Genomic DNA, 22,866 nt, shown 5'->3' with positions numbered 1-22,866 from the left:
TATGTAACAAACGCAGTATACAGTATAGCCTTGTCGTGAATGGAGAATCTATTTACCCATTCTGAAACTGACCAGCGTGTTGTGCCCAGGAGAAAAAATGTTTAAAAAATCATTTATTCTAGCAATTATGCTGATGATTGCCAGTCCCGGTTTTGCTCAAGCTGCGCGTGATTATATTAATATTGTTGGTTCCTCCACGGTTTATCCCTTTGCTACAGTAGTGGCGGAAACTTTTGGTAAGACAACCGGTTTTAAAACGCCGAAAATTGAATCTACAGGGACAGGCGGCGGTTTTAAGCTTTTTTGTGGTGGGGTAGGGGTGGCGCATCCTGATATCACCAATGCTTCTCGTGCGATTAAAAAATCAGAGATCGATTTGTGTGGAGCAAACGGTATCATTGAAGTTATTGAGGTAAAAATTGGCTATGACGGTATTGCCATCGCCAATTCCAAGAAAACCACGGCATTGCAGTTTTCACGGAAAGATTTGTTTTTAGCGCTAGCCAAGAATGTACCCGATCCCAGGGGGGGCGAAAAACTGGTTCCCAATCCCTATAAGACCTGGAAACAGGTCAATTCAAAATTACCCGATGTTGCCATTGAAGTGCTGGGTCCGCCCCCAACTTCCGGTACCCGCGATGCCTTTGTTGAGCTTGCCATGGAGGGAGGATGTAAAAACTTTGACTGGATTGCTGCGATAGAAAAAAAGGATGAAAAGCAATATAAGGCAATTTGTCAAACCATCCGTGAAGATGGTGCTTATGTCGATGCGGGTGAGAATGATAACCTGATCTTGCAGAAGCTGCAGACAAATCCAAAGTCGTTGGGTATTTTCGGGTTTAACTTCCTGGATCAGAATATTGACAAGGTACAGGGTTCAATTATAGATGATGCTGCACCAACATTCGATACCATCGCAGATCACAGCTATCCAATTTCCCGTCCGCTGTTCTTTTATGTGAAAAAAGCGCATGTTGGCATGATTCCAGGAATCAAGGAATATTTAAACGAGTTTACCAGTGAGAAAGCTTGGGGCGATGAAGGTTATTTGTCAGACAGAGGCTTGGTTCCTTTGCCAGCCGCAGAGCGTGCTGAAGTTGCTCAGACTGTTAAGCAGCTAAAGGCGAACATAATTTGTAATTAACAGATTTTAATCGGATTCAATAGTATCTGCGCCACCTTTACTGACTTGAGATTGCATATGCATATGCTCATCCTTTTTCTTATTATACTTGTATTAATAGTGGCCAGTTTCTACTATGGACGTCGGCGAGCTTTAGTGGTTTCAAATGGTAATATTCGTAAGCTAAACTCATTGCCCCGTTACTACGGCTATTACGTAGCGCTCTGGTGCGGTATTCCGGCACTCATTATTTTTACTTTCTGGCAATTTTCTGAGTCAGCGATTATCACCAATTTAGTTATTGCAGGTCTTCCAGAAGATGTCACTTCATCTTCAAAACAACAGTTAAATCTTGTCATCAACGAAATTCGCAATGTAGTAAGCGGAAACATGGTAGCTGACACGGCTCTCCCACAAATTGCCGCAGCGGCTGACCATTATCGGCATTTACAAACCATCAGTGACATTGCATTACTCGTCGTGATGACAGCACTCGGTTTGACTGGCGCTACCTATGCATTATCTCATGTTGATCAGCAACAGAAGGCACGCAATAAGGTTGAAAATACGATACTGGTTTTTCTGATAGCCTGTTCGACCATCGCAATATTTACCACGATGGGTATCATATTGTCAGTTTTATTCGAGGCAATACGCTTTTTCCAGTCGGTGCCTTTTACCGACTTTCTATTTGGACTGGAATGGAGCCCTCAAACTGCTATTCGGCCTGGTCAGGTTGGTGCATCGGGCGCATTTGGTGCTGTACCTTTGTTTGTTGGCACCCTGCTGGTATCGCTCATTGCCATGGTGGTCGCTGTGCCCATCGGCCTGATGTCCGCCATTTATTTATCTGAGTATGCCTCATCACGTGTGCGTGCCTTGAGCAAACCCATGCTAGAAATTCTTGCAGGCATTCCCACAGTTGTATATGGATTTTTTGCAGCATTAACGGTTGCTCCCTTTTTCCGAGGTTGGGGGGAATCACTGGGACTGGAGATTTCATCTGAAAGCGCCCTGGCTGCAGGTGTGGTGATGGGGATCATGATTATTCCATTTGTATCATCACTTTCTGATGATGTGATCTATGCAGTGCCCCAATCATTGCGAGATGGTGCTTATAGCCTGGGAGCGACGCAATCGGAAACTATCAGAAAAGTCGTGATACCCGCAGCGCTTCCCGGAATTGTCGCCAGTATTCTGCTGGCAGTGTCACGTGCGATTGGTGAGACCATGATTGTGGTGATGGCCGCGGGCCTCGCAGCTAATTTGACCGCCAATCCATTAGAATCCGTTACGACTGTAACTGTCCAAATCGTGACTTTGCTGGTTGGCGACCAGGAGTTCGACAGTCCGAAAACATTGGCAGCATTTGCATTGGGGCTGGTGCTTTTTGTGGTCACCCTCATACTCAATGTGATTGCATTGTATGTGGTCAAAAAATACCGGGAGCAATATGAATAAATCAGCCTCCTCCAGAACAAAAACGATTGATCAGGTCAAGGCAAGTCTGCCTAAACGACACTTATCTGAAAAGTTGTTTCGCAGCATGGGTCTGATCTCGATCATGATAAGTCTGATGTTTCTTTTTGTGCTGTTCTACACCATTGTGTCAAAAGGCTACACGGCTTTTCAGCAAACATTTATTCAACTGGAAGTGAATTTTGACGAACAGTTGCTCAATCCGGCAGGAACACGACAACCCGATGCACTTTCTACTGCCGACTATAGTAGTTTAGTCAAAGTAAGTTTGAGCAAGCAGTTCCCTGAGGTAACTAATCGTAATGAAAAGCGCCTGTTATATAGTCTCGTCAGTACGGGTGCGGCTTATCAGTTGAGGAAGAGGGTGATGGATAACCCCGCCCTGATTGGGCAGACCCAACAGGTATGGGTGCCGGCGGATGATGAAGTCGATATGTTAATGAAAAGACATATCATGCGAGATGTGCCCGAGGCAGAACGCCGTCTGCGGGATGTACAGATTGCATGGCTTGATCAGTTAGAAGCCAAAGAAAAGCTGACGCTTAAGTTTAATACGGCATTTTTTACTAACGGTGATTCACGTGAACCGGAGCTTGCTGGAATATGGGGAGCATTGATGGGATCGATTTATACGCTGATCGTCACCTTGATATTATCGCTTCCCATGGGGGTTGCCACAGCAGTTTATCTGGAAGAATTCGCTCCCAAAAATAAATGGATAGATTTAATCGAAGTTAATATCAATAATCTCGCTGCTGTGCCGTCCATTATTTTTGGACTGCTTGGTCTGGCCGTATTCATTAATTTCATGAGCTTTCCTCGTTCAGCGCCGCTGGTTGGAGGATTGGTGCTTGCCTTCATGACCTTGCCTACGATTATCATTGCCAGCCGTGGAGCTTTAAAATCGGTACCCCCTTCCATACGTGATGCAGCCCTTGGTGTGGGTGCATCAAAAATGCAGACAGTCTATTTTCATGTGTTGCCCATTGCTATCCCAGGAATGCTCACCGGAGCGATCATTGGCATGGCTCGTGCATTGGGTGAGACAGCACCCTTGTTAATGATCGGCATGGTCGCTTTTATCGTGGATATTCCGTCAGACATATTTGATCCAGCGACGGCACTGCCAGTACAAATCTTTTTATGGGCAGACAGTCCGGAACGAGCATTTGTTGAACGTACCTCAGCAGCAATTATCGTGTTACTCGGATTTCTTTTTGCCATGAATGCGCTGGCGATCATTCTTCGCAAGAAATTCGAACATCGCTGGTGAGATGATTTGGGATAGGATTTTTTATGATCGATATCGCTAAAATAGCACTACCAGGCAATCAGCTTGAACGGCGAAAAGTAGAACGAAGAAAATACGCTAGAAAAAACTTGTCAAGAGCCACAGTTTCCCGTGATGACAGGCAAACCGTGGGAGAGGTGACTGTCGCTGACCCTCGTATACGTTGCACGGATGTTAATGTTTATTATGAGAACAAGCATGCCCTCAGGAATGTGACAATTGATATAGGTTGCCAAGAGATTATTGCCATGATTGGCCCATCCGGTTGCGGAAAATCCACTTTTCTGCGTTGTCTTAATCGAATGAATGACACCATAGAAAGCTGTCGTGTGACCGGAAGCATTATGATGGATGGACAGGATATCAATGACAAATCAATTGACGTGGTGCCCTTGCGTGCCAAAATTGGAATGGTTTTCCAGAAACCCAATCCTTTTCCCAAATCCATCTACGAAAATATTGCATTTGGACCACGTATTCATGGCCTGGCCAAAGACAAGGTCGAGCTGGATGAAATCGTGGTGACAAGTTTGAAAAGAGCGGGGCTGTGGGAAGAGATCAAAGACCGTCTGGATCAGCCAGGAACAAGCTTGTCAGGCGGGCAACAGCAGCGTTTGTGTATCGCGCGTACGATTGCAGTGAATCCGGAAGTCATTCTCATGGATGAGCCTTGTTCTGCGCTTGATCCCATCGCGACTGCCAAAATTGAGGAATTGATGGATCAACTGTGTACCAATTATTCGATCGTTATTGTAACGCATTCCATGCAACAGGCTGCGCGTGTGTCACACCGTACCGCGTATTTTCACCTCGGCGATCTCATCGAGGTCGGCACCACCGAGCAGATTTTTACCGCTCCCGCGCATCAATTGACTGAAGATTATATTACTGGCCGTTTTGGTTAAATGCTTAAAGCGAATCGAGGAGAATAAACATGGCTACCCGACTTGAAGGTCATACCTTTCGACGTTTCGATGGTGAGTTGTATGGCCTTAATACTGAAATACTCCAAATGGCTGATCTTGTCTATGATCAAGTTCAAATGGCACTTGAATCTTTTCAGCAACAAAAGCTGGATATCATACGCGTGATCACCGAACGAGAAACACAGGTAGATGCTATGGAAAAAAGCATAGACAGTACCATTACTGAAATATTGGCAAAACGCTGTCCGGTAGCGCGTGATTTGCGGGCCATCATGGCTTTCTCAAAATTGGTTACCGACCTTGAGCGGTTGGGCGATGAGGCTGCTAAAATAGCCTACATAGCAACCACCCTGTATAACAACGAGCACTCTAACCCAAGCAGTTACTTGCTGCGTGACATCGCGGTAATAGGCAAGCTGGCATGTACTTTATTAAAAGAGGCCATTGAGACTCTGGATCTGCTTGATCTGGAGAGAGCTGAAAAATTGTTGAACAGTCACGATGATCTGGACGAAGAATTCCAGGCAGGCTTGCGAAGACTTGCCACATATGTGCTGGAAGATGCAAGAAACGTTGGGCACATCATCAATATTGTACTCGTCATGAAATCACTCATACGTATTGGTGAGCACGCGCGTAATTTGGCGGAGTATGTAGTATATATGGTTAGCGGGGAGGATATTCGACATTCTGAGATGGAACAGACTTGAACCAATACTGAATAGTTTGGTCTAGAATTTTTCTCACAGTACATTTATTTATCTTCAGTATCGCTATGCTGGTTCTAGTTTTACTAGGATAAGTGATGAATATTCAACTAAAGGGCCGTAATTGGCCGCTTGTTTGGAAGGGGCTAGACTCATGACATATAGAGGCATTGTGGATAATCTCTCATTTACCAGGTAAGAAATGACTATAACCCTGCAACTCACACCTGAAGATGTGAAGGCACTCAGTGTTGCCTATAAGCATCTGGAGCATCCCAGCATGGCTGTTCGTCTGACCCATTTTGTTGGTATGCCCATTGAGCGCAGTCTCAAGTTGTTGCCTAAGACTTGGCACGCGAATTTGCGTCAGGGCATGAACCGTACTCTGCTGACTGCGCTGGAAAGCGTTATCAGCCCACTCGATAGTCATTCTGGTATAGCTGCGCAAGAAGGCTACCATAAGTTATTGGCAGCGACCTCAGGGGCTGTCGGTGGTTTTTTTGGTTTACCCGCTGTTATTGCCGAATTACCGATGTCTACCATCATTACTTTGCGCGCTATTGCTGATATCGCGCGCAGTGAAGGTGAAAATCTGGGTGACTTGCACACCCGCCTTGCTTGCCTGGAAGTCCTGGCCCTAGGCGGCCGCACTGAAGAGGATGACGCTGCAGAAACCGGCTACTATGGCATCCGCATAGCCTTGGCTCTGCACCTATCCAAGGTCCCGGAAAAGGCCTTAGAAAAAGGCATCCTTCAGCCCTCCCACCCAGCCTTAGTGGTATTGATCGCTGCTATTGCTGCCCGTTTCGGGGTCGTGGTGACTGAGAAGGCGGCTGCTCAGATGGTGCCCATTCTGGGCGCCCTGAGTGGAGCAATGGTGAATATTATTTTTATTCAGCATTTTCAAGACGTTGCTCGTGCTCACTTTACGATGCGCCGGCTGGAGCGCAAATACGGCCCCGACCTGGTACGGCGCGAATACGATATTTTCAGCCGGGCGGAGCGGAAATAATTAGAAAAGGCTAGGTCAAAGGATAATAGCTAGACTATAAAGTAAGCTCCTTTTGTGGGTACACTAATACGCTGTAGTGTTGTCCAACCAATAATTTATTTCTAATTCAAGGCTGATATTAACAGCTTGTGCTTACCGTCTTATTTATATTGTCTGCAGCGTACCTGCGTCAGGTTTGATTTAGCAATAAAGTGAACTCATCTGTACAATAAAATATTATATGATGATCAGCCATACAGAATCTAAATCTACGCCGCAAGTCTCGCCTGGTTTGGGTAAACCATCCGTTAAAATTCAGATCAAACCTGTTCATACTTGTGTGCCGGGTAGAGCGCGCTATCATGTCAATATCTTACACCGTGCGAGTGCGTTGGGGCAGCAGCTGGAGCAGCAAATGGGAGCGATCTCAGGCATTATGACCATTAGAGTGAATAGCTTGAGTGGATCAGTAGTGATTGTTTATGGCAAAGATATCGCACTGGATAAGCTGCCTTATTTGCTACTTGAAGCCTGCAAGCAAGCCATTAAAGATGTTCGCTTTACCAGATCATTCAACAAAACTGATACTAAAGCGTTAATCCATTTCAAGGCCTATTTCGATGCGCTGTGGAAACATACGCAAAGCTTATTCGCTTCCACGCAAGGCATCTCCGCAAGCCCAAAGGCACCTCAAGATAATAGCGATTGGCATGTCCTTGAGGTAAACCCTATTCTTGAAAAACTTCAGGTAGAGGTGCACCAGGGACTGAGTAAGCATGCAGTGCAGCGGGCGCTGCAACAGTATGGCTTGAATCAATTGCCGGAGATGGCCCGGCGCTCACCGCTTAGCATGTTTCTTGGCCAGTTGTTTACGTTGCCGGTAGGGCTACTCGCAGTTTCTGCGGTAGTCTCGCTGGCAACAGGTGGGATGTTGGATGCAGGCATTATTGTGGGCGTGGTGCTGATTAACGCGAGTATTGGTTTCTTCACGGAAATGCAGGCGGAAAAGATTATTAGTTTACTGACTAAAATTACGCCACGGCATGCACAAGTGATACGCGATGGTGAAATGCAATCGATCCCGCATGCGCATGTGACTGTGGGGGATGTGTTGGTGTTGCAGCCGGGCGATTTTATTGCAGCCGATGCGCGTGTGATTAAAACCAGTCAGCTCACCGTGGATGAGTCAGCCTTAACCGGTGAAAGCATGCCTGTTTCAAAAAATACGTCACCCATCGCCAGGCAGGACACGCCGCTCGCTGACCGGCGCAACATGGTATATATGGGCACCATGATAACTGGCGGAAATGGCGTAGGTGTGGTTATCGCGACCGGTGTTAACACTCAGATTGGACAGATACATAATCTTGTTGGCGAAGCGCACGCGCCTGAAACGCCGATGCAGCAGGAACTCGATCATATTGGTACCCGATTGGCACTCACCAGTGGTGCGATTTGTTTGGGGGTATTCGCCCTTGGCATGTTACGCGGCTATGGTTTATTGCAAATGCTCAAGAGTTCAATTTCGCTAGCGGTAGCAGCCGTGCCGGAAGGATTGCCCGCTGTGGCCACGACTACGCTTGCACTCGGTATTCGCAAAATGCGCCAATATAACGTGGCAGTGCGCCATCTTGACGCAGTCGAAACGCTCGGTTCGGTGCAAGTATTTTGTCTGGATAAAACCGGCACCTTAACTTTAAACCGTATGACGGCTGTTACAGCTTATGTGGGCGGAAAGCACTATTTTGTGTCAGGCGAGCAATTGTTCGTGGAGGATCAACCTTTTGCCGGATTTTTTGATGATTGCTATCGTCGCTTCTTAGAGATTATCAGCTTGTGCAATGAATCAGTGCAACAGAATAGCGGGCAGCAGATTCGCATAAATGGCACGCCGACAGAAAACGCCTTGCTGGAGCTTGCCAGATGTAGTGATTTGAACATTGATGCGCTGCGGCAGCACTACCCTCACTATAAAATCAAGTATCGCGCCGAAAACCGGCCATATATGTGCACTTTTCACCGTTTGCCGCGAAAACGGCATTTGATTGCCGTGAAAGGTAGTCCGCAGGAAGTATTAATGTTGTGTGATTCTTATCAGGACCAAGATGGTATACATCCGATAGACGATGCGTTTCGTGTAGCGATGAGCAACATTAACAATCAAATGGCAGGAGATGCACTACGTGTGCTGGCTGTGGCTTACGCTGAAAGGCCAATCAGACCAATAAAAGACGAAGGTGCGCCTGTAAATTTAATATGGCTTGGTTTGGTGGGAATGACGGATCCTTTACGCACCGGTATGCCGGATTTGATGCGCTTGTTCCACCGTGCTGGCATTCATACCGTCATGATTACCGGAGATCAATCCAGTACTGCCTATGCAATTGGCAAGCAACTGAATTTAAGTAACGGGAAGCCCTTGCAAATTCTTGATTCCACCCGCTTGGAAAAACTCGATCAAAAAATATTAAGTGGCTTGATTCACAATGTGCATGTGTTTGCCCGTGTCAGCCCAGCCAACAAACTGCAAATTGTGCAAGCTATCCAGAAGAGCGGCAAGATTGTTGCCATGACAGGGGATGGCATTAATGATGGTCCCGCGCTAAAGGCAGCTAATATCGGGGTTGCTATGGGTGGCGCTTCTTCCGATGTGGCGCGCTCAGTCTCAGATGTCGTATTGGAAGATGACAACTTACATACCATGGTTGCCGCTGTGGAACAGGGGCGTGCTATTTATAACAACATCCGCAAATCTATTCACTATCTGATATCCACCAACATGTCCGAAATCGAAGTGATGCTGGCCGGTATTGCGGTGGGGGCGGGTGAAGTATTAAGTCCGAAGCAACTTCTGTGGATTAATCTTGTCACTGACATATTCCCTGGGCTTGCTTTATCCATGGAAGCGCCAGCAGCAGATTTAATGCGGCAGCCGCCACGTGATCCTCAAGAGAAAATCATCAGACGCCAGGATTTAATACGTATGGCGCGGGAGTCCACCATCATCACCACCGGATCTATGGCAGCATATGGCTATGGATTTTTACGCTACGGGATTGGTCCGCAGTCTAATACTATACTTTTCAACTCGCTGACACTCGCGCAATTGCTCCATTCGATTACCTGCCGCTCAGAAAGCCATTCCATATTTAATCGTGGCACATTGCCGCGTAATCCCTATTTGAATTATGCTATTGCCGGGTCTGGCCTATTACAAGTTATGGCAATGTTAATTCCTGGTTTACGCAGTGGGCTCGGTTCAACGCCGCTTAATGTGCTCGATTTGCTGGCCATTGCAGGAGGAGCTGTAGCACCCATGCTGATCAATGACAGTTTCAAGCACATCATCCAACCTGAAATACACAACCCACATAATCAAAGTGACACATACACATCTACCATTAATGTTTCACAAACAAATAAGGAGACGGCTGCATGACAGCAAACTTCATATTTACCTCCGCGTCGGTAACTGCAGGCCATCCTGATAAACTATGTGATCAAATCAGCGATGCTATTGTTGATCAATTTCTGCAGCATGATCCTTGTTCGCGCATAAATGCAGAGTGTGCAGTCGCGAGTGGGGTAGTATTCATTGCGGCACGGTTTGCATCGCATGCGGTGGTGGATATTCCTGAGATTGCTCGCTATGTGATTGGAAATGTGGGTTACAATCAGCCTGATTTTAATGCTAAAGACTGTACCATACTCACCAATTTCGCTGAGTTACCTGCGGATGGATGTAGCTTAGGTGACGAAACTCAAATGAGTGATGTGGAGTTAGACAAGGTTACTGCGGAAAATCATGCAACCGTGTTTGGCTATGCCTGTAAGCAAACGCCAACCATGCTACCTATGCCAATCTGGCTGGCACATCAATTCGCGCGGCAATTGTCGCTAGTGCGTGAAAGTAAACTTATATCCGGTTTGTTGCCCGATGGAATGTCGGAAGTCGCAGTTGAATATATAAACAACAAGCCGGAACGCATTCACAGTATGGTGCTGGTTGCTAGTCACAATGAGGTTTATAGCGATAATGCCGGAGATTTAAATGCGGCATTAATCAAACATGTAGTTGAGCCAGTCATAGAGCAAAATGGTATTGGTATTAATGAAAGTACTCATATTTATATCAATCCGCAAGGACCTTTCTTCGGCGGTGGTCCAAAAGTACATTCTGGACTTACCGGCAGAAAAGTCGCTATCGATAGCTATGGTCAATATTGCCGTATGGGCAGTGCTGCACTGAGTGGCAAGGATCCCTTGCGCATTGACCGTACTGGCAATTATATCGCGCGTTATGCCGCAAAAAATGTCGTTGCGGCAGGTTTGGCTGAAGAGTGTGAAGTGATGGTGAGTTACTGTATCGGTCAGGCGAGGCCAGTAACCGTTCAAGTCAACACGTTTGGTACTGGCACTGTCTCTGATCATGACATTGCGATGCGTTTACTCGATGTCATTGATTTTCGACCTGGTGCTGTGATTAAACAGTTTGACTTGCGAAATTTGTCTGCTAATAAAGAGGGTTTCTATCGGAAGCTCGCGGTGTATGGTCATGTAGGAAGGGATGATATCGAGTTGCCTTGGGAAAAAACAGATTTAATTAATTTATTATCCGGCTAGAGTGTTAGAACCTATAAGCTCGTTCCTTTGCGGGGAAATAGCTTGCCTGCATTAGGCAATATTCGAAAATTTGCAGTAATTAATGGATGACCCTTTTCGCTATGTTATGGCTCTTTAGGTCTTATCAATTGAAGGGCATACAGAAACAAGGTGATTGCGTTGCCAAACACAGCGCCTTGTGTGAGCTGTCGGACAGCAAATATTACGAGGCTAATAAATAGCACGGAACGTAAGTCTATAAAACCATTGCTGAATTCCTTTAGAGTAGAATCCAATGATGCATACGTGCTTGAGGCTTTTTGCGCAGCAGTTTGTTGGTGAGTTGCTGTCAATATCTCGCCAGATGGTCCGATCGGATAATCTTTGGATTCGAAGTCAAGTAAAGGGTGGTTCCTAATATGCCCAATCAGTGCGTCTGGTTCGATATCTTCATATAGCAACAAAACACTACCGGTTAAAACATTCGTCGAGACCTGCTTTACGCCACTAAAGCCACTGCAATCGTTTTGCAATTCTTCAAAAAAAAAAGTATCACGACGTTTTGCGGGTACTCGGAAACGAATTCTTCCTGGAGCGGTATGAATGATTTGAGCGGATAGTTTCATAAAACTAGGATGATGGCGAGATCGTCTTTTTTGAAACTACTTCAGACTCTGCTTCAGACTCTGCTTCAGCAATGTCTACGCTATCCTCGATAATATCCTCGGTTGCTACCGTTGCAGAGTTTGCTTTCGTGCGTTCCTCATCAATTTCTGCCCGAGCTTCTGCGACCAGATCTTCAACAACTTCTCCCATTTCGGCCACGGTTTCGCGACTCTTATTCAAAAACAGGAGACCGGATTTAATTGCTGCACGCGCTAAAGGTCTTGCAGCTTGTACAACCACGGGTAGTATGGCTGGCGCCAGAATGGCTGCAGCAATGCCTATTGCAATACCTTTTCCAGTATTGTTTTTAAAGAAATCTTCAACTGCCATCATCACCTCGTAATAAAAAGTGCGCTGTGTTTATTCGATGAATTAAAAATATTATTTTTAGCATAAACTTAAAGACAATACGTTGTAGGCGAATGTTCCCTACTTCACCAAGCGTTGCGCGAATTTATATATATCAATAAATTATACTTATTCATCCAGATATGGCCGTAATTTTTCCGTATCCAAATCCGGAAATAATTTCTTCAAAGTTACTAATAAGTGATTAGAATTTTTTGTATCCTTAATGGCACACTTATCGTACTTGACTAATACGCTGCCTGTCAGCACATTAATTTCTACTCCAGTGATACACAATGTATTCAACAGTTCCGTTTCGACTTTCTTTGCAAAAGTTATATTATTTTTTATTTTCTCCACTTTTAGGCGCACACGCCCTGGCAAGAAATGCATGATTTTGATGCCTGGGAAGCTGAGCATAATTGAATCCTTTAATGATTAACTCAAGTTAAGAGCAAGTTAAGAGCAAGTGGTTCAACTAGATTGTTGCCGATTGCATGCTTTTATATGATGATTTCTTATAGTTAATCATTAACAATCGATATATTGTATAAAATCATGGTATAAAAATAGACAGCTCATTGTCAATTTACATGCTTATTAATGTGTTTGGCAGTCAATCCGAGTTTAAGTAGTTTGAGCTTCGATTAAAAGAGAAAAAGGATGTTTAACTTGTTTATAGACGTCCAAAGTACAATATCTTGAAAAAAAGGGAGGACTCTGCTTGCTGATATCGACCTACGCTTCACCTTGGCTGGAGTTCCTGCTCTGCCTGATCGTAATCGGTTATGCCGGCGTCAAACTATCAGTATTCGGCGATGTGATCGCCGACAAAACCGGCCTGGGTGGTAGCTGGGTGGGTTTGATAATGCTGGCTACTGTTACTTCGCTGCCTGAGCTGGTGACAGGCGTGATTTCCGTGAGCGTCGCTGGACTGCCGGATATCGCCGTTGGTAATGTCTTGGGTGCTTGTGTCATGAACCTTTTTATTTTTGTGCTACTGGATTTTTTGCATCGTGGCGAGTCTGTCTTTCAGAAATCGAGTCAGGGACACATCCTCTCGGCCAGCTTCGGCGTATTGATGATAAGTTTTGTTGGCTTCAGTCTCTTGCTATCCCACCATGGCTATCAGCTAAGTTTCGGATATGTAGGGCTTTACACATTTATAATAGTTATAATGTACGGTGTGATGGTACGCAGTGTCTTCTATTACGAAAAAAAACACATGGCAGCTTTTGCCGATCATGCGCCAGATCGGCGGCCAGACTTGAGTCTCTTCCAGTCTGTAGCACGCTTTGCAGCCGCTGCTATAGTAGTAGTGGTCGCGGCTACCGCACTCCCTTTCGTCGGTGAGCATATTGCGCAGGATATGGGCTGGCACCAGAGCTTTGTAGGAACGATATTCATCGCCTTCGCTACCACTATTCCAGAGATTGTGGTTTCCATCGCTGCTATGCGCATTGGCGCGTTGAATATGGCAGTGGCCAATTTATTGGGCAGCAACTTGTTTAATATATTCATTCTTGCAATCGACGATGTGTTTTATACTCGCGGCCCACTATTGGCGCATGTTTCACCCGTACATGGAGTCTCAGCATTTTCCGCAGTGATGATGATTAGTCTGGCCATTATCGGGCTTTTCTACCGGCCCAACGGTCGTGTTCTCTATACTGTCGGCTGGACGAGTCTCTGTATGTTCGCTGTCTACCTGTTCAACACCTATATTCTTTATCTGTATGAGCATTGATGCTGGGCAATGAAGCAGTATTCCTTCCGCCTGCGTTTAGTCAGGTATGTCCAGCAAGAGCTGCAGTCTACTGCTGAGGATCACGTGCGCCGCCCTCATCACTCCTTCGCAAGGTGGCAAACTTATTGATTCTAGTGATTTTCATTACTCGGATGACCAGGCCCAGTAAATGGGGTGGTTCTGAGTCATGCTGACACACCTCTACCTTAGAAGACAAATATGCTTACGATCAGGAAATACACCAGCAAACTCAGAATATCCTGGATGATCGTCGCAAGTGGACCACTTCCGTAGGCAGGATCAGTGCCTAATCGCTGCAGTAACCATGGCAGAACCATCCCGATCGTTGAGGCTATCGAAGACGCAATGATAAGTGATAGTGAGACAGCTATTGCTAAATTGAAATCAGCAAAAAATATCCATACGAAAGGAAAAATTAGTAAACCTAGTATGGCGCCAATAATCATCCCCGTGCGTGATTCCCCCCTCACCAGATGACGCAAATTGGCTTGAGACAGGGATAACCCGCGTACTGCAACAGCTTCACTTTGTGTTCCTATTGCATCAGCAATATACACCAGACCCGGTACGAAAAACGCGATCGCAACATTCCGGGTCAGCTCCGCTTCGAATGATGAAACCAGCAATGCTGACATCATCGAACCAAGCAAACCGATGATCAGCCATGGTAAACGGTGACGCACGCGTCGGAGTGGCGGCAATTCGAGAGCCTCACGTGCGACATCGGACTCGCGTCCGATACCAACCAAACGGTGTAAATCCTCGACGTGTTCACGCCGCAAGATATGCATCAACGCATCAGAAGGGACAGTGCCTAACAAAAAGTGATGATGGTCGACGACGGCCACAGCATTATGTCTATGATGCAAAGCGATCGATGCTACCCGTTCCTGATCAACTTCTGGATACACATATGGCGGATTTTTGTGCATGACATCCTCGAGATGTGCATTGGGTGCGGCAGCAAACAACTCGGAAACCGAAATAACGCCAACCAACTTGCCAGTCGGCTCGGTTACACATATCAGCTCAATATTTTCGTAAACTTGCTTAGATAAATTTGTACAGACAGTGGCAACGGTTTCGGTTGGAAGTGCGCGTGGTACGGATGCCACCAAATAGCGACCAGCTGTTTCAAAATGTTGGCGAAATATCGATAATTTATGCCGAGTAGATTCTGTTTTGCGCTTATTCATGATCATCCGGGATCCAAGTGAAATAAGATTTTATTTATGCTAAGAAAGTACATACAGGGGTAGTGATATGAGAATAGCTCAAACGCTTTGATCGGTATCATTCTGGCTTTGTTAAAGTTAAATTACCTACGGCAAAGACGGAGGCTTATTACTGTTAGGTCCTCAAGGGACAAAAATTGTTACTACCTAAAAGTGGCATCATATACCAGGCTTGAGCTGCTCATAGTGCTTATCCTCTTTCTCTTGGTGCCGGATATATCCTCTGACTCTCTCTTCATCTAATCCTACCGTGGGTACCAAATAACCACGTGCCCAAATATTTTCACCCGTGAAATTCCTCGATTTCCCCATAATCTTCCTTCTTTTTTGGAATAAATACGATATGGTACTTACAGTCCCATGTCGTATGGGGCAAACTCTGATAATCTCTCATTTGATTCTCCTAGCTCTTGATCAAGCTAAAAGAACCATGGTGACTGTATCACACGGTCAAACCTTTAATAATTCCCCGACATAGCAGGGGGATTACCTTCTCTTCATTCTTTACACCTCCATAATAATCCTCATATCACGAAGACTTGCTATCACGAAGACTTGCTCCGAATGTTGAGTTTTGAAACAGACTCGGAGAGGGAACTTCTGAGTAGATGGGTTAAGGCTGGTTAACATGCTGAGCACATAAGTGAGTCAGCGTACAGACCGTGTTCAGTTGCGTAGGTATTGTTATGTTTAAGCGTGTGGAGATGGTCGTTCACGTTTAACTCGTTAGGTTTAACGACCGCAAGATGATCGCAAAAACACTTTCTAAAGTCATTTAATAGGAGTTTACTATGAGTATTAATACACAAAGAGACGTAGTGCTATCTTCACAAACAGGCTGGTGGACAATTAATTGGGGCGCTGTTTTTGCAAGCTTGGTTTTCATTTATGCCTTAAGCTGGCTAATATTCACTCTGAGCTCGGCGATCGGCTTCAGTCTCATAGAAGTTCCAGACATCAAGCATATAGATACTGAATCAGAGGGATTAACCGTTAGTTTTGCACTGTATGCATGGTTCATTGTGACTGCCTTTATCACGTATTTTTTAGGCGGCATCCTTGCTGGTAAGCTTTCGGGTAATATTGATCACCGTGCGGCGACATTGCATGGCGTAGTGGTGTGGTCATGTACAATTATTATTACCGTTACATTGGCCTCTATGGGCGTTACTAACTTGTTGAGCTCTGCGGCTGGGGCAATAAAAACCACAGCTACAGCTGGTACGAATATAACGAAAGCAGTGGCATCCGATAGAGAAGGAGCCACATCACAATTACCTTCCTCTTTCCAGCCTTTGATCGCCTCAATTAAACAAGGGATTAGGAAAGGAGCTTCTCAAGATGAAAAAAAATTAGAGAAAGCTGCCGAACAAATTGATCCACAAGCTTTAGGTTTAATCGCGACCGCATTAATACGAGGTGATGAGCAGCAGGCGAAGGAAATTATTGCAAGTAATACCGATTTAGATGAAAAAGAAGTCGACGAACTGGTCAGCTCAGTAAAAACCAAAGCTGATAAAATTGGTAAAGATATTCAGAGGAAAGCTGATGAAGCCAGAGAGTATGCAGCTGGAATTCTCTGGTTAATGTTTATTAGTTATATTGTCGCCTTAATTGCAAGCATTCTTGGCGCCAGATATGGAGCTAAGAAATTGGCTTCTTCTGTTCATTCTATTCAGTAAGCCTAATCTTATACAAAATAAATATAGCCAAATCTCTGTAGCGTTCGCTGCGGAGATTTTCAATAAAGTATCCCCGCAGCAAGCTGCGGTGGATTAGAGTCTGTGCCTGGAATAGCCTCATCTGCTTGTCTTCATAAAATCACTTGTACAATCTTCCTCAAAAATACATTGACACTAACTGAATCAGAAAATGGACATGGTCCTTATCTGTCCCTATTTCTAAAAATTAACTCTCACAGTGATTCTCTTTCCAAAGACATATCTTCTTTCCCACTATCCCTTATGGCTGATCAGCACTATGAGTAGGCCGCTCGTCATGAAGCTCAGGGGCAACCATAAACGTATCTTGCTCGTGAAAGGGCGATTTTCAATCAATTTGAATAGCAAATGGCGCCCATAATACTACTGACGCACAGGGCAAGAATCATCCCAAATAAATTAATGCTGTCCAGTAATCAAGATTGAGTTGATTAATTTGAGATCGAGGTTGCGGTTTTCGATGCGGCTTGTGAACCCAAGCACGGTAACAAAAAAGGTATACAATTGAAAATCAATCGCCACATATAGCCTAACCAGTTAAGAATGATTCAGAATGTTTAGGATTTGAAGAACATATCGAGGTTTGGTTTTGTTGTTTACTCAGTGCCTTGGCCTGCTCCCATTTGTGTTCTATAAGACAATGAGAATACCTTTGCATCATTGCTAACTGGTTTTCCTATACCAGATACCTGCGGAGAGCGCTTCCTGATTGAGAAGATCCTGCAACAAAAATATATGCACAAGGAGCTCAAAAAAATTGGGTGGATTGGGGATAGAGTCATGAATCATCCATGCTCTTGCCAATGCTGCACATCCGATTGCTAAAGTGAGTGCAGCAAGATAGGGTGTGACCAGCCTAAGATAACGTCGTTTGATGAGATGAAATGGATCAGTGATAAGAGATATCCCTTCGTGGGTGCAAATTTTTTGGCCGACAAGAACCCTGCTGTGACAAAAAAGACTTGTACGGCAATTCGTCCATATTCGCTAAGCCAGTTAATCAGGCTGGGGATTAAGGGATAGGCATAATCCGACATTGGACCATACCATGCCAAATGATGAGATACAATCAGCAAACATGAAGTCGCCTTGAGCACATCAATAAGCGGTATTCTCGGTGAACCAGCTTGCATTGATGTTATCAGTCAGGAGAAAAAAATGATTTTGTCATTGAAATAATCGGCTATTATTTGTAACAAGAAGAAAAAAATATCTTACTTTTTTTAAGCTGGAATGTTAGTGCTATTTATTTCAAATCGTCTTTCAAGACTAGACCATATTAAGATTATTTATTCCTAAAAAGAATCAAAAATATTTTGATACTATGTCGCCTAAAAATTGATTCTAGTTCTTCATTTAAGGTAAACCATTCTGGCTACGCGACAAGAATTTGCAGATTTCTTGAGTGAGATTGAGTTACGTGCATATAAACAAGCGCTATTTGCAGTACTTGATGAGCATGTAGCATTAGATATTGTACAAGACTCAATGATGAAGCTCATCGAGAAATATGCGGATAAACCACTCGAAGAGCTGCCTCCTTTGTTTCAGCGTATTTTACAAAATACCATTCGTGATTATTACCGAAGGCAGAAATCCAGATCGATGTGGATCACACTATTCTCGGCTTTTAAATCCGACGATGATGAAAAAGGAAATGAAGATTATGATTTACTGGAAACATTACCGATAGCTGAAGACTCTTATGGAAATAACGATCCACATAAGGAACTGGAGCAGTCACAACTCTTAAATTTAGTCGAGAAAGGACTTAAAACATTACCTGCGCGTCAACGAGAAGCATTCCTGCTGCGTTATTGGGAAGGAATGGATGTGAGTGAAACCGCCAAGGTGATGGGCTGTTCGGAGGGAAGTGTAAAAACACATTGTTCTCGTGCAGTACATACACTTGCTACTCTACTGGAGAAAAAAGGGGTCAAATTATGAATGAAGAAGATAGAATGGGAAAAGAGGTCGCCAAACTATTGAATCTTGGTTTAGCTGATATTGATCAGAATACGCTTTATCGGTTGCAAATGGTACGCAGATCTGTTCTAGAGAATTATCAACCAAACGAGCAGATATTTCATGTCGGCAGAGGAATTTCTGCACATAGCGGATATGGCTGGTTTTTTGCTCGCGCCAACAAATTGGTTTTTTCATTAGTTATATTGCTTATTCTGATGGTAAGTCTTCATTTAAAATCAAATTACGATATTGATGAAAATGCTGCACTCGATACGATGCTACTTGCTGACGATTTACCCATTGATGTTTATCTTAGTGATGAGTTTGATTTATGGCTCGATTCCCCTCGATAGTGGTGTTGTATGTATGTATTACATTTTCTACGGGAACTTTAGCGCAATTAAAGCAGCCTTCATGGGCGGAGCTTCAGCCTTATCAGAAAATAATCTTGCATCCTCTTGAACAGGACTGGGATACGTTGGAACCAGACCAGAAAAAGAGATGGGTGAAGATGACTAAATATTATTTAGAGAAGACGCCACAGGAGCAACAGCGGATACAATCTCAGATGCGAAGCTGGAGTGCTTTGACTCCTGAGCAACGAACGCAGGCTCGGGAACGATATAAAAAAATAAAGCAATTACCAACTGACAAGCGCCAGGAAGTTAAGAAAAAATGGCGCAAACCCGAAGGGTTACTAGGAAATAACAGTAAATAGTCATTATTTACACCATTATTAAGCTCAAGTGATGACTACTTTGTCGGATGATGAGACATTAGGCCTTGATTGAGTTAAAAGGGCTCGTAGTCAGGTACTGTAACTATAAGCTTTGTCTGTTAAAAATATCTTATTCCATTTCAAAAATAAAAATGACGCGAAGGCAAACCACAGACAGTATCAATCATACGGCAAGGTGAAGCCAACAAAGTCAGTTTTGATTTAGAAATGGAATGACCTAAACCATTTTGCCTTTTCCTTCTTTTTGATGGTACTTAAGCAAATGCAGCAGAATTTTTATCCATTACATAATGACGCTACGCTTACGCTTCCTTCCGTCTGGGCTTCTCAAGTTGAGGCGCATTTGGCAAGGGAAGAAACCGTATTGGCTTGGCTAGAAGTTGATCTTGATATTCAATTACATTTTTCTTCCGGCTTCATCGTATTAACTAATCGACGACTGATAGCAAAAATGGCGGAAGAAGAAAATTGGCATGATTGGAATTATCAACCGGATTTGGTATTAATGTGCCGTGATTATGCCGGTGTAGGCAATCTTGAGCTATTTGATGCGCATGCACGGCTGGCTCATTGGTGCTATACATTGAGCAAGGGTGCTCGAGCGAGCCATCTTATCGCACAATTCACCCAACTTCTTAATGCCCAGTTAACCGGGGAAAATCAGATACAGCCCATAGCTGCTAAGTGTCCAAAATGTGGAGCAGCTTTAACCCATGATCAGGCAATTTGCCCGGTATGCGATCAGGGGGCTCATGTTGCTCCTTCTACATGGACTTTGTTTCGTCTATGGCGTTTTGCGCGACCTTATAAATGGCGCTTACTCACTGGCTTTCTGCTGATGCTGGGCAGTACGGCTGCTACATTGGTGCCTCCCTATCTGACCATGCCTTTGATGGATAACGTGCTGATTCCCTATCAGAATGGTAAGCCAATCGACGTGGATCTTGTCGTCATGTATCTTTCTGGTTTGCTGGGGGCAGCTTTTCTTGCTTGGATACTGGGCTGGTCGAGAACTTATCTGCTGGCGAAAGTATCCGAGCGGATAGGTGCAGATTTACGAACGACGACGTATGAGCATCTTCTTAAGCTTTCACATAGATATTTTGGCGGTAAGCGAACAGGTGATCTGATGGCACGTATCGGTGCGGAAACAGACCGTCTCAATCTCTTTCTTTCACTCCATTTGCTTGATTTTGCCACAGATGTGATCATGATGAGCATGACGGTCATTATTCTATTTTCGATTAACCCCTGGTTAGCACTCGTGACACTGTGTCCGCTGCCAATTATCGCCTGGTTAATTCATCTGGTTCGCGACAGATTGCGCACTGGTTTTGAGAAAGTCGATCGAGTTTGGGCAGAGGTCAATAATGTACTGGCAGACACCATTCCCGGCATTCGTGTGGTCAAAGCTTTTGCGCAAGAAAATAGGGAAGTAGCACGTTTTCGTGCAGCTAATCAGCATAATTTGGAAATAAATAATCGGGTCAACAAGATTTGGTCGTTGTTTACGCCTACCGTAACGCTATTAACTGAAATTGGCTTGTTGGTGGTATGGATTTTTGGTATCTGGCAAATATCGGAGAATCAGATTTCCGTCGGGGTGCTGACTGCTTTTCTAGCTTATATTGGTCGTTTTTACCTGAGACTGGACTCAATGAGTCGGATAGTTTCCGTAACGCAGAAGGCTGCTGCCGGAACCAAACGTATTTTTGATATTCTTGATCATGTTTCCAGTGTACCAGAACCCACCAAACCGGTTCATTTGCCTGTGATTAAAGGCCACATTGAATTGCGCAATGTCGGTTTCCGCTATGGAACTCGTAGTGTCACGCAAGATATCAGCCTGACAATTGAGCCCGGGGAGATGATTGGCTTGGTTGGGCATAGCGGCTCAGGTAAGAGTACCCTTATTAATCTAATCTGCCGTTTTTATGACGTGAGCGAAGGCGCCATTCTGATCGATGGGGTAGATATTCGTTCACTACCTGTAGCAGAATATCGCAAACATATTGGTCTGGTGCTACAGGAGCCATTTCTTTTCTTTGGCACGATTGCAGAAAATATTGCTTATGGTAAGCCCAGCGCAACGCGCAAAGAGATTATCGCTGCAGCTCGTGCTGCGTATGCGCATGAATTTATCCTGCGGTTACCTCATGGTTACGACTCTCTGGTAGGTGAACGTGGGCAAGCGCTTTCTGGGGGTGAGCGCCAGCGTATTTCGATAGCCCGTGCCTTGTTGATTGATCCACGTATCCTGATTCTCGATGAGGCAACCTCTTCTGTCGATAGTAAAACCGAGAAAGAGATTCAAGAAGCACTCAATAATCTGGTCCATGGTCGCACCACGATCGCCATTGCCCACCGTTTGTCTACTTTGCGTGAAGCCAATAGATTGGTGGTACTTGATGGGGGAAAAATCATCGAAATGGGTAATCATGCCGAATTGATGGACCGTCACGGATTTTACTATCACCTTTACCAATCTCAGGCGCGTAATGTTGATACGGAGTCTCCTTTGCTCAGGTTGGATACCGAAAGGGGTGCTAAGGGAGAACGGACATGAGTAAGCCTGATTATCAACTGAGTCGAAATGCCTTTGGACGGCTAGTTTTTCTGGATAAGGATCAGCAGCTACATGAAGGTATCGTGCCAGTACGAGCATTTCCAATTACAGCATCTGATGAGGGCATCGCGCTCGTCAATGCACATGGTCAAGAACTAGCCTGGATCGAATGTCTGGCTGAGTTACCCGAAGAATTTCGTATATTGCTCGAAACAGAGCTTGCTAATCGTGAGTTTATGCCAGAGATAAAGCATATTGATAAAGTATCCAGTTTTGTCACGCCGAGCACCTGGTGGGTTAAAACAGATCGAGGAGATACCACCTTCGTGCTCAAGGGTGAAGAAGATATTCGTCGTTTATCGCCTACTGCTTTGTTAATTGCTGATAGTAATGGGATAAATTTCCTGATTCGAAATCGTTTGCTGCTTGATCGCCACAGCGCCAGGTTGCTGGATCGTTTTCTTTAAATCTTGATAACTATGCATCCAAAATTCTTCAACGATTTTGGTTGATTCCATTTCAAAATAGTTACTTTCCTTGACGGACAGACTGATTGCCTACCGCGTCAAAGATTGCAATTTGGATGAAGAAAATCATTATTTATTTAAACCTAAAAACTGCTTTTAAGTTTAATGCCATAGCACAAGTTATTTTAGAGATATGATTGTTTGCTGTATGCAAAAGTCATATAATTTCTAATGCAACATTTGCTGTACATATTTATATGTACGAGTTG

At 44.5% G+C, this 22,866-nt stretch carries 20 protein-coding genes and 1 pseudogene; 15 read left to right on the top strand and 6 right to left on the bottom strand.

Going from position 1 to position 22,866, the window contains the following annotated elements; all coding sequences use genetic code 11:
• Positions 1 to 97 precede the first annotated feature (97 nt).
• The 8 genes from AAW31_RS15265 to metK all read left to right on the top strand — a co-directional run bounded on the left by AAW31_RS15265 (position 98) and on the right by metK (position 11,140).
• Positions 98 to 1,144 carry a PstS family phosphate ABC transporter substrate-binding protein gene (locus AAW31_RS15265; protein ID WP_052752297.1) on the top strand — a complete coding sequence of 349 codons (1,047 nt, stop codon included), beginning with the start codon at positions 98 to 100 and terminating at the stop codon, positions 1,142 to 1,144.
• A gap of 57 nt (positions 1,145 to 1,201) precedes the next feature.
• Positions 1,202 to 2,584, top strand: coding sequence for a phosphate ABC transporter permease subunit PstC (pstC, locus tag AAW31_RS15260; RefSeq protein ID WP_046850884.1), 1,383 nt, complete (start codon positions 1,202 to 1,204; stop codon positions 2,582 to 2,584).
• Positions 2,577 to 3,875 (top strand): phosphate ABC transporter permease PstA, encoded by a 1,299-nt coding sequence (gene pstA, locus AAW31_RS15255; protein ID WP_046850883.1) that lies wholly within the window; start codon positions 2,577 to 2,579, stop codon positions 3,873 to 3,875. Before pstC ends, pstA begins: the two co-directional genes overlap by 8 nt.
• A gap of 23 nt (positions 3,876 to 3,898) precedes the next feature.
• Positions 3,899 to 4,798, top strand: a complete 900-nt coding sequence (pstB, locus tag AAW31_RS15250) for a phosphate ABC transporter ATP-binding protein PstB (RefSeq protein ID WP_082110488.1) — start codon at positions 3,899 to 3,901, stop codon at positions 4,796 to 4,798.
• A 29-nt stretch (positions 4,799 to 4,827) separates the two neighbouring features.
• The gene (phoU, locus tag AAW31_RS15245) at positions 4,828 to 5,529 is read left to right on the top strand and encodes a phosphate signaling complex protein PhoU (RefSeq protein ID WP_046850882.1); all 702 of its coding nucleotides are present in this window, start codon (positions 4,828 to 4,830) and stop codon (positions 5,527 to 5,529) included.
• A gap of 199 nt (positions 5,530 to 5,728) precedes the next feature.
• Positions 5,729 to 6,538, top strand: coding sequence for an EcsC family protein (locus AAW31_RS15240; RefSeq protein ID WP_046850881.1), 810 nt, complete (start codon positions 5,729 to 5,731; stop codon positions 6,536 to 6,538).
• Positions 6,539 to 6,758: 220 nt separating this feature from the next.
• Complete coding sequence (locus AAW31_RS15235) at positions 6,759 to 9,956, top strand: cation-translocating P-type ATPase (RefSeq protein ID WP_052752296.1); 3,198 nt, start codon at positions 6,759 to 6,761, stop codon at positions 9,954 to 9,956.
• Positions 9,953 to 11,140, top strand: coding sequence for a methionine adenosyltransferase (metK, locus tag AAW31_RS15230; protein WP_046850880.1), 1,188 nt, complete (start codon positions 9,953 to 9,955; stop codon positions 11,138 to 11,140). Before AAW31_RS15235 ends, metK begins: the two co-directional genes overlap by 4 nt.
• A 104-nt stretch (positions 11,141 to 11,244) precedes the next feature.
• Here metK and AAW31_RS15225 read toward each other — a convergent pair whose 3' ends face one another.
• From AAW31_RS15225 to AAW31_RS15215, 3 genes are all read right to left on the bottom strand, one after another.
• The gene (locus AAW31_RS15225) at positions 11,245 to 11,745 is read right to left on the bottom strand and encodes an HMA2 domain-containing protein (protein ID WP_046850879.1); all 501 of its coding nucleotides are present in this window, start codon (positions 11,743 to 11,745) and stop codon (positions 11,245 to 11,247) included.
• A gap of 4 nt (positions 11,746 to 11,749) precedes the next feature.
• Positions 11,750 to 12,115 carry a DUF5132 domain-containing protein gene (locus AAW31_RS15220; protein WP_200899648.1) on the bottom strand — a complete coding sequence of 122 codons (366 nt, stop codon included), beginning with the start codon at positions 12,113 to 12,115 and terminating at the stop codon, positions 11,750 to 11,752.
• A 147-nt stretch (positions 12,116 to 12,262) separates the two neighbouring features.
• Positions 12,263 to 12,553, bottom strand: a complete 291-nt coding sequence (locus AAW31_RS15215; protein ID WP_052752295.1) for an HMA2 domain-containing protein — start codon at positions 12,551 to 12,553, stop codon at positions 12,263 to 12,265.
• A 304-nt stretch (positions 12,554 to 12,857) separates the two neighbouring features.
• Here AAW31_RS15215 and AAW31_RS15210 point away from each other — a divergent pair, with 304 nt between their 5' ends.
• On the top strand, positions 12,858 to 13,880 hold the full coding sequence (locus tag AAW31_RS15210; RefSeq protein ID WP_235264397.1) for a sodium:calcium antiporter: 1,023 nt from the start codon (positions 12,858 to 12,860) through the stop codon (positions 13,878 to 13,880).
• A 206-nt stretch (positions 13,881 to 14,086) separates the two neighbouring features.
• On the opposite strand, the gene AAW31_RS15205 is transcribed toward AAW31_RS15210, so the two are convergent.
• Together AAW31_RS15205 and AAW31_RS20155 are read right to left on the bottom strand one after the other, a co-directional pair.
• Complete coding sequence (locus tag AAW31_RS15205) at positions 14,087 to 15,097, bottom strand: magnesium transporter (RefSeq protein WP_046851849.1); 1,011 nt, start codon at positions 15,095 to 15,097, stop codon at positions 14,087 to 14,089.
• A gap of 198 nt (positions 15,098 to 15,295) precedes the next feature.
• A pseudogene (locus AAW31_RS20155) lies at positions 15,296 to 15,530 on the bottom strand (hypothetical protein).
• 397 nt (positions 15,531 to 15,927) lie between these two features.
• On the opposite strand from AAW31_RS20155, the gene AAW31_RS15195 reads away from it, so the two are divergent.
• Positions 15,928 to 16,818: a hypothetical protein gene (locus AAW31_RS15195; RefSeq protein ID WP_046850878.1), complete on the top strand. Its 891-nt coding sequence runs from the start codon at positions 15,928 to 15,930 to the stop codon at positions 16,816 to 16,818.
• Positions 16,819 to 17,678: 860 nt separating this feature from the next.
• Here AAW31_RS15195 and AAW31_RS15190 read toward each other — a convergent pair.
• On the bottom strand, positions 17,679 to 17,990 hold the full coding sequence (locus AAW31_RS15190) for an acyltransferase family protein (RefSeq protein WP_052752294.1): 312 nt from the start codon (positions 17,988 to 17,990) through the stop codon (positions 17,679 to 17,681).
• A gap of 238 nt (positions 17,991 to 18,228) precedes the next feature.
• On the opposite strand from AAW31_RS15190, the gene AAW31_RS15185 reads away from it, so the two are divergent.
• The 5 genes from AAW31_RS15185 (at position 18,229) to AAW31_RS15165 (ending at position 22,597) form a co-directional block, all read left to right on the top strand.
• A complete protein-coding gene (locus AAW31_RS15185; RefSeq protein ID WP_046850877.1) occupies positions 18,229 to 18,804 on the top strand; it encodes an RNA polymerase sigma factor in 576 nt (191 codons plus the stop codon).
• Complete coding sequence (locus AAW31_RS15180; RefSeq protein WP_046850876.1) at positions 18,801 to 19,178, top strand: DUF3619 family protein; 378 nt, start codon at positions 18,801 to 18,803, stop codon at positions 19,176 to 19,178. Before AAW31_RS15185 ends, AAW31_RS15180 begins: the two co-directional genes overlap by 4 nt.
• The gene (locus AAW31_RS15175) at positions 19,157 to 19,543 is read left to right on the top strand and encodes a DUF3106 domain-containing protein (RefSeq protein ID WP_046850875.1); all 387 of its coding nucleotides are present in this window, start codon (positions 19,157 to 19,159) and stop codon (positions 19,541 to 19,543) included. The genes AAW31_RS15180 and AAW31_RS15175 overlap by 22 nt, the downstream gene beginning before the upstream one ends.
• Positions 19,544 to 19,826: 283 nt before the next feature.
• Positions 19,827 to 22,130 carry a cyanophycin metabolism-associated ABC transporter gene (locus AAW31_RS15170; RefSeq protein WP_046851847.1) on the top strand — a complete coding sequence of 768 codons (2,304 nt, stop codon included), beginning with the start codon at positions 19,827 to 19,829 and terminating at the stop codon, positions 22,128 to 22,130.
• Entirely contained in the window at positions 22,127 to 22,597 is a 471-nt protein-coding gene (locus tag AAW31_RS15165; protein WP_046850874.1) for a cyanophycin metabolism-associated DUF1854 family protein, read from the top strand. The genes AAW31_RS15170 and AAW31_RS15165 overlap by 4 nt, the downstream gene beginning before the upstream one ends.
• Positions 22,598 to 22,866 lie beyond the last annotated feature (269 nt).

It is taken from the genome of Nitrosomonas communis (genome assembly GCF_001007935.1).
GTDB classification, from domain to species: domain Bacteria; phylum Pseudomonadota; class Gammaproteobacteria; order Burkholderiales; family Nitrosomonadaceae; genus Nitrosomonas; species Nitrosomonas communis.
Note: the sequence above shows the minus strand (reverse complement) of the source record. Positions and strands in the feature narration are given on the sequence as shown.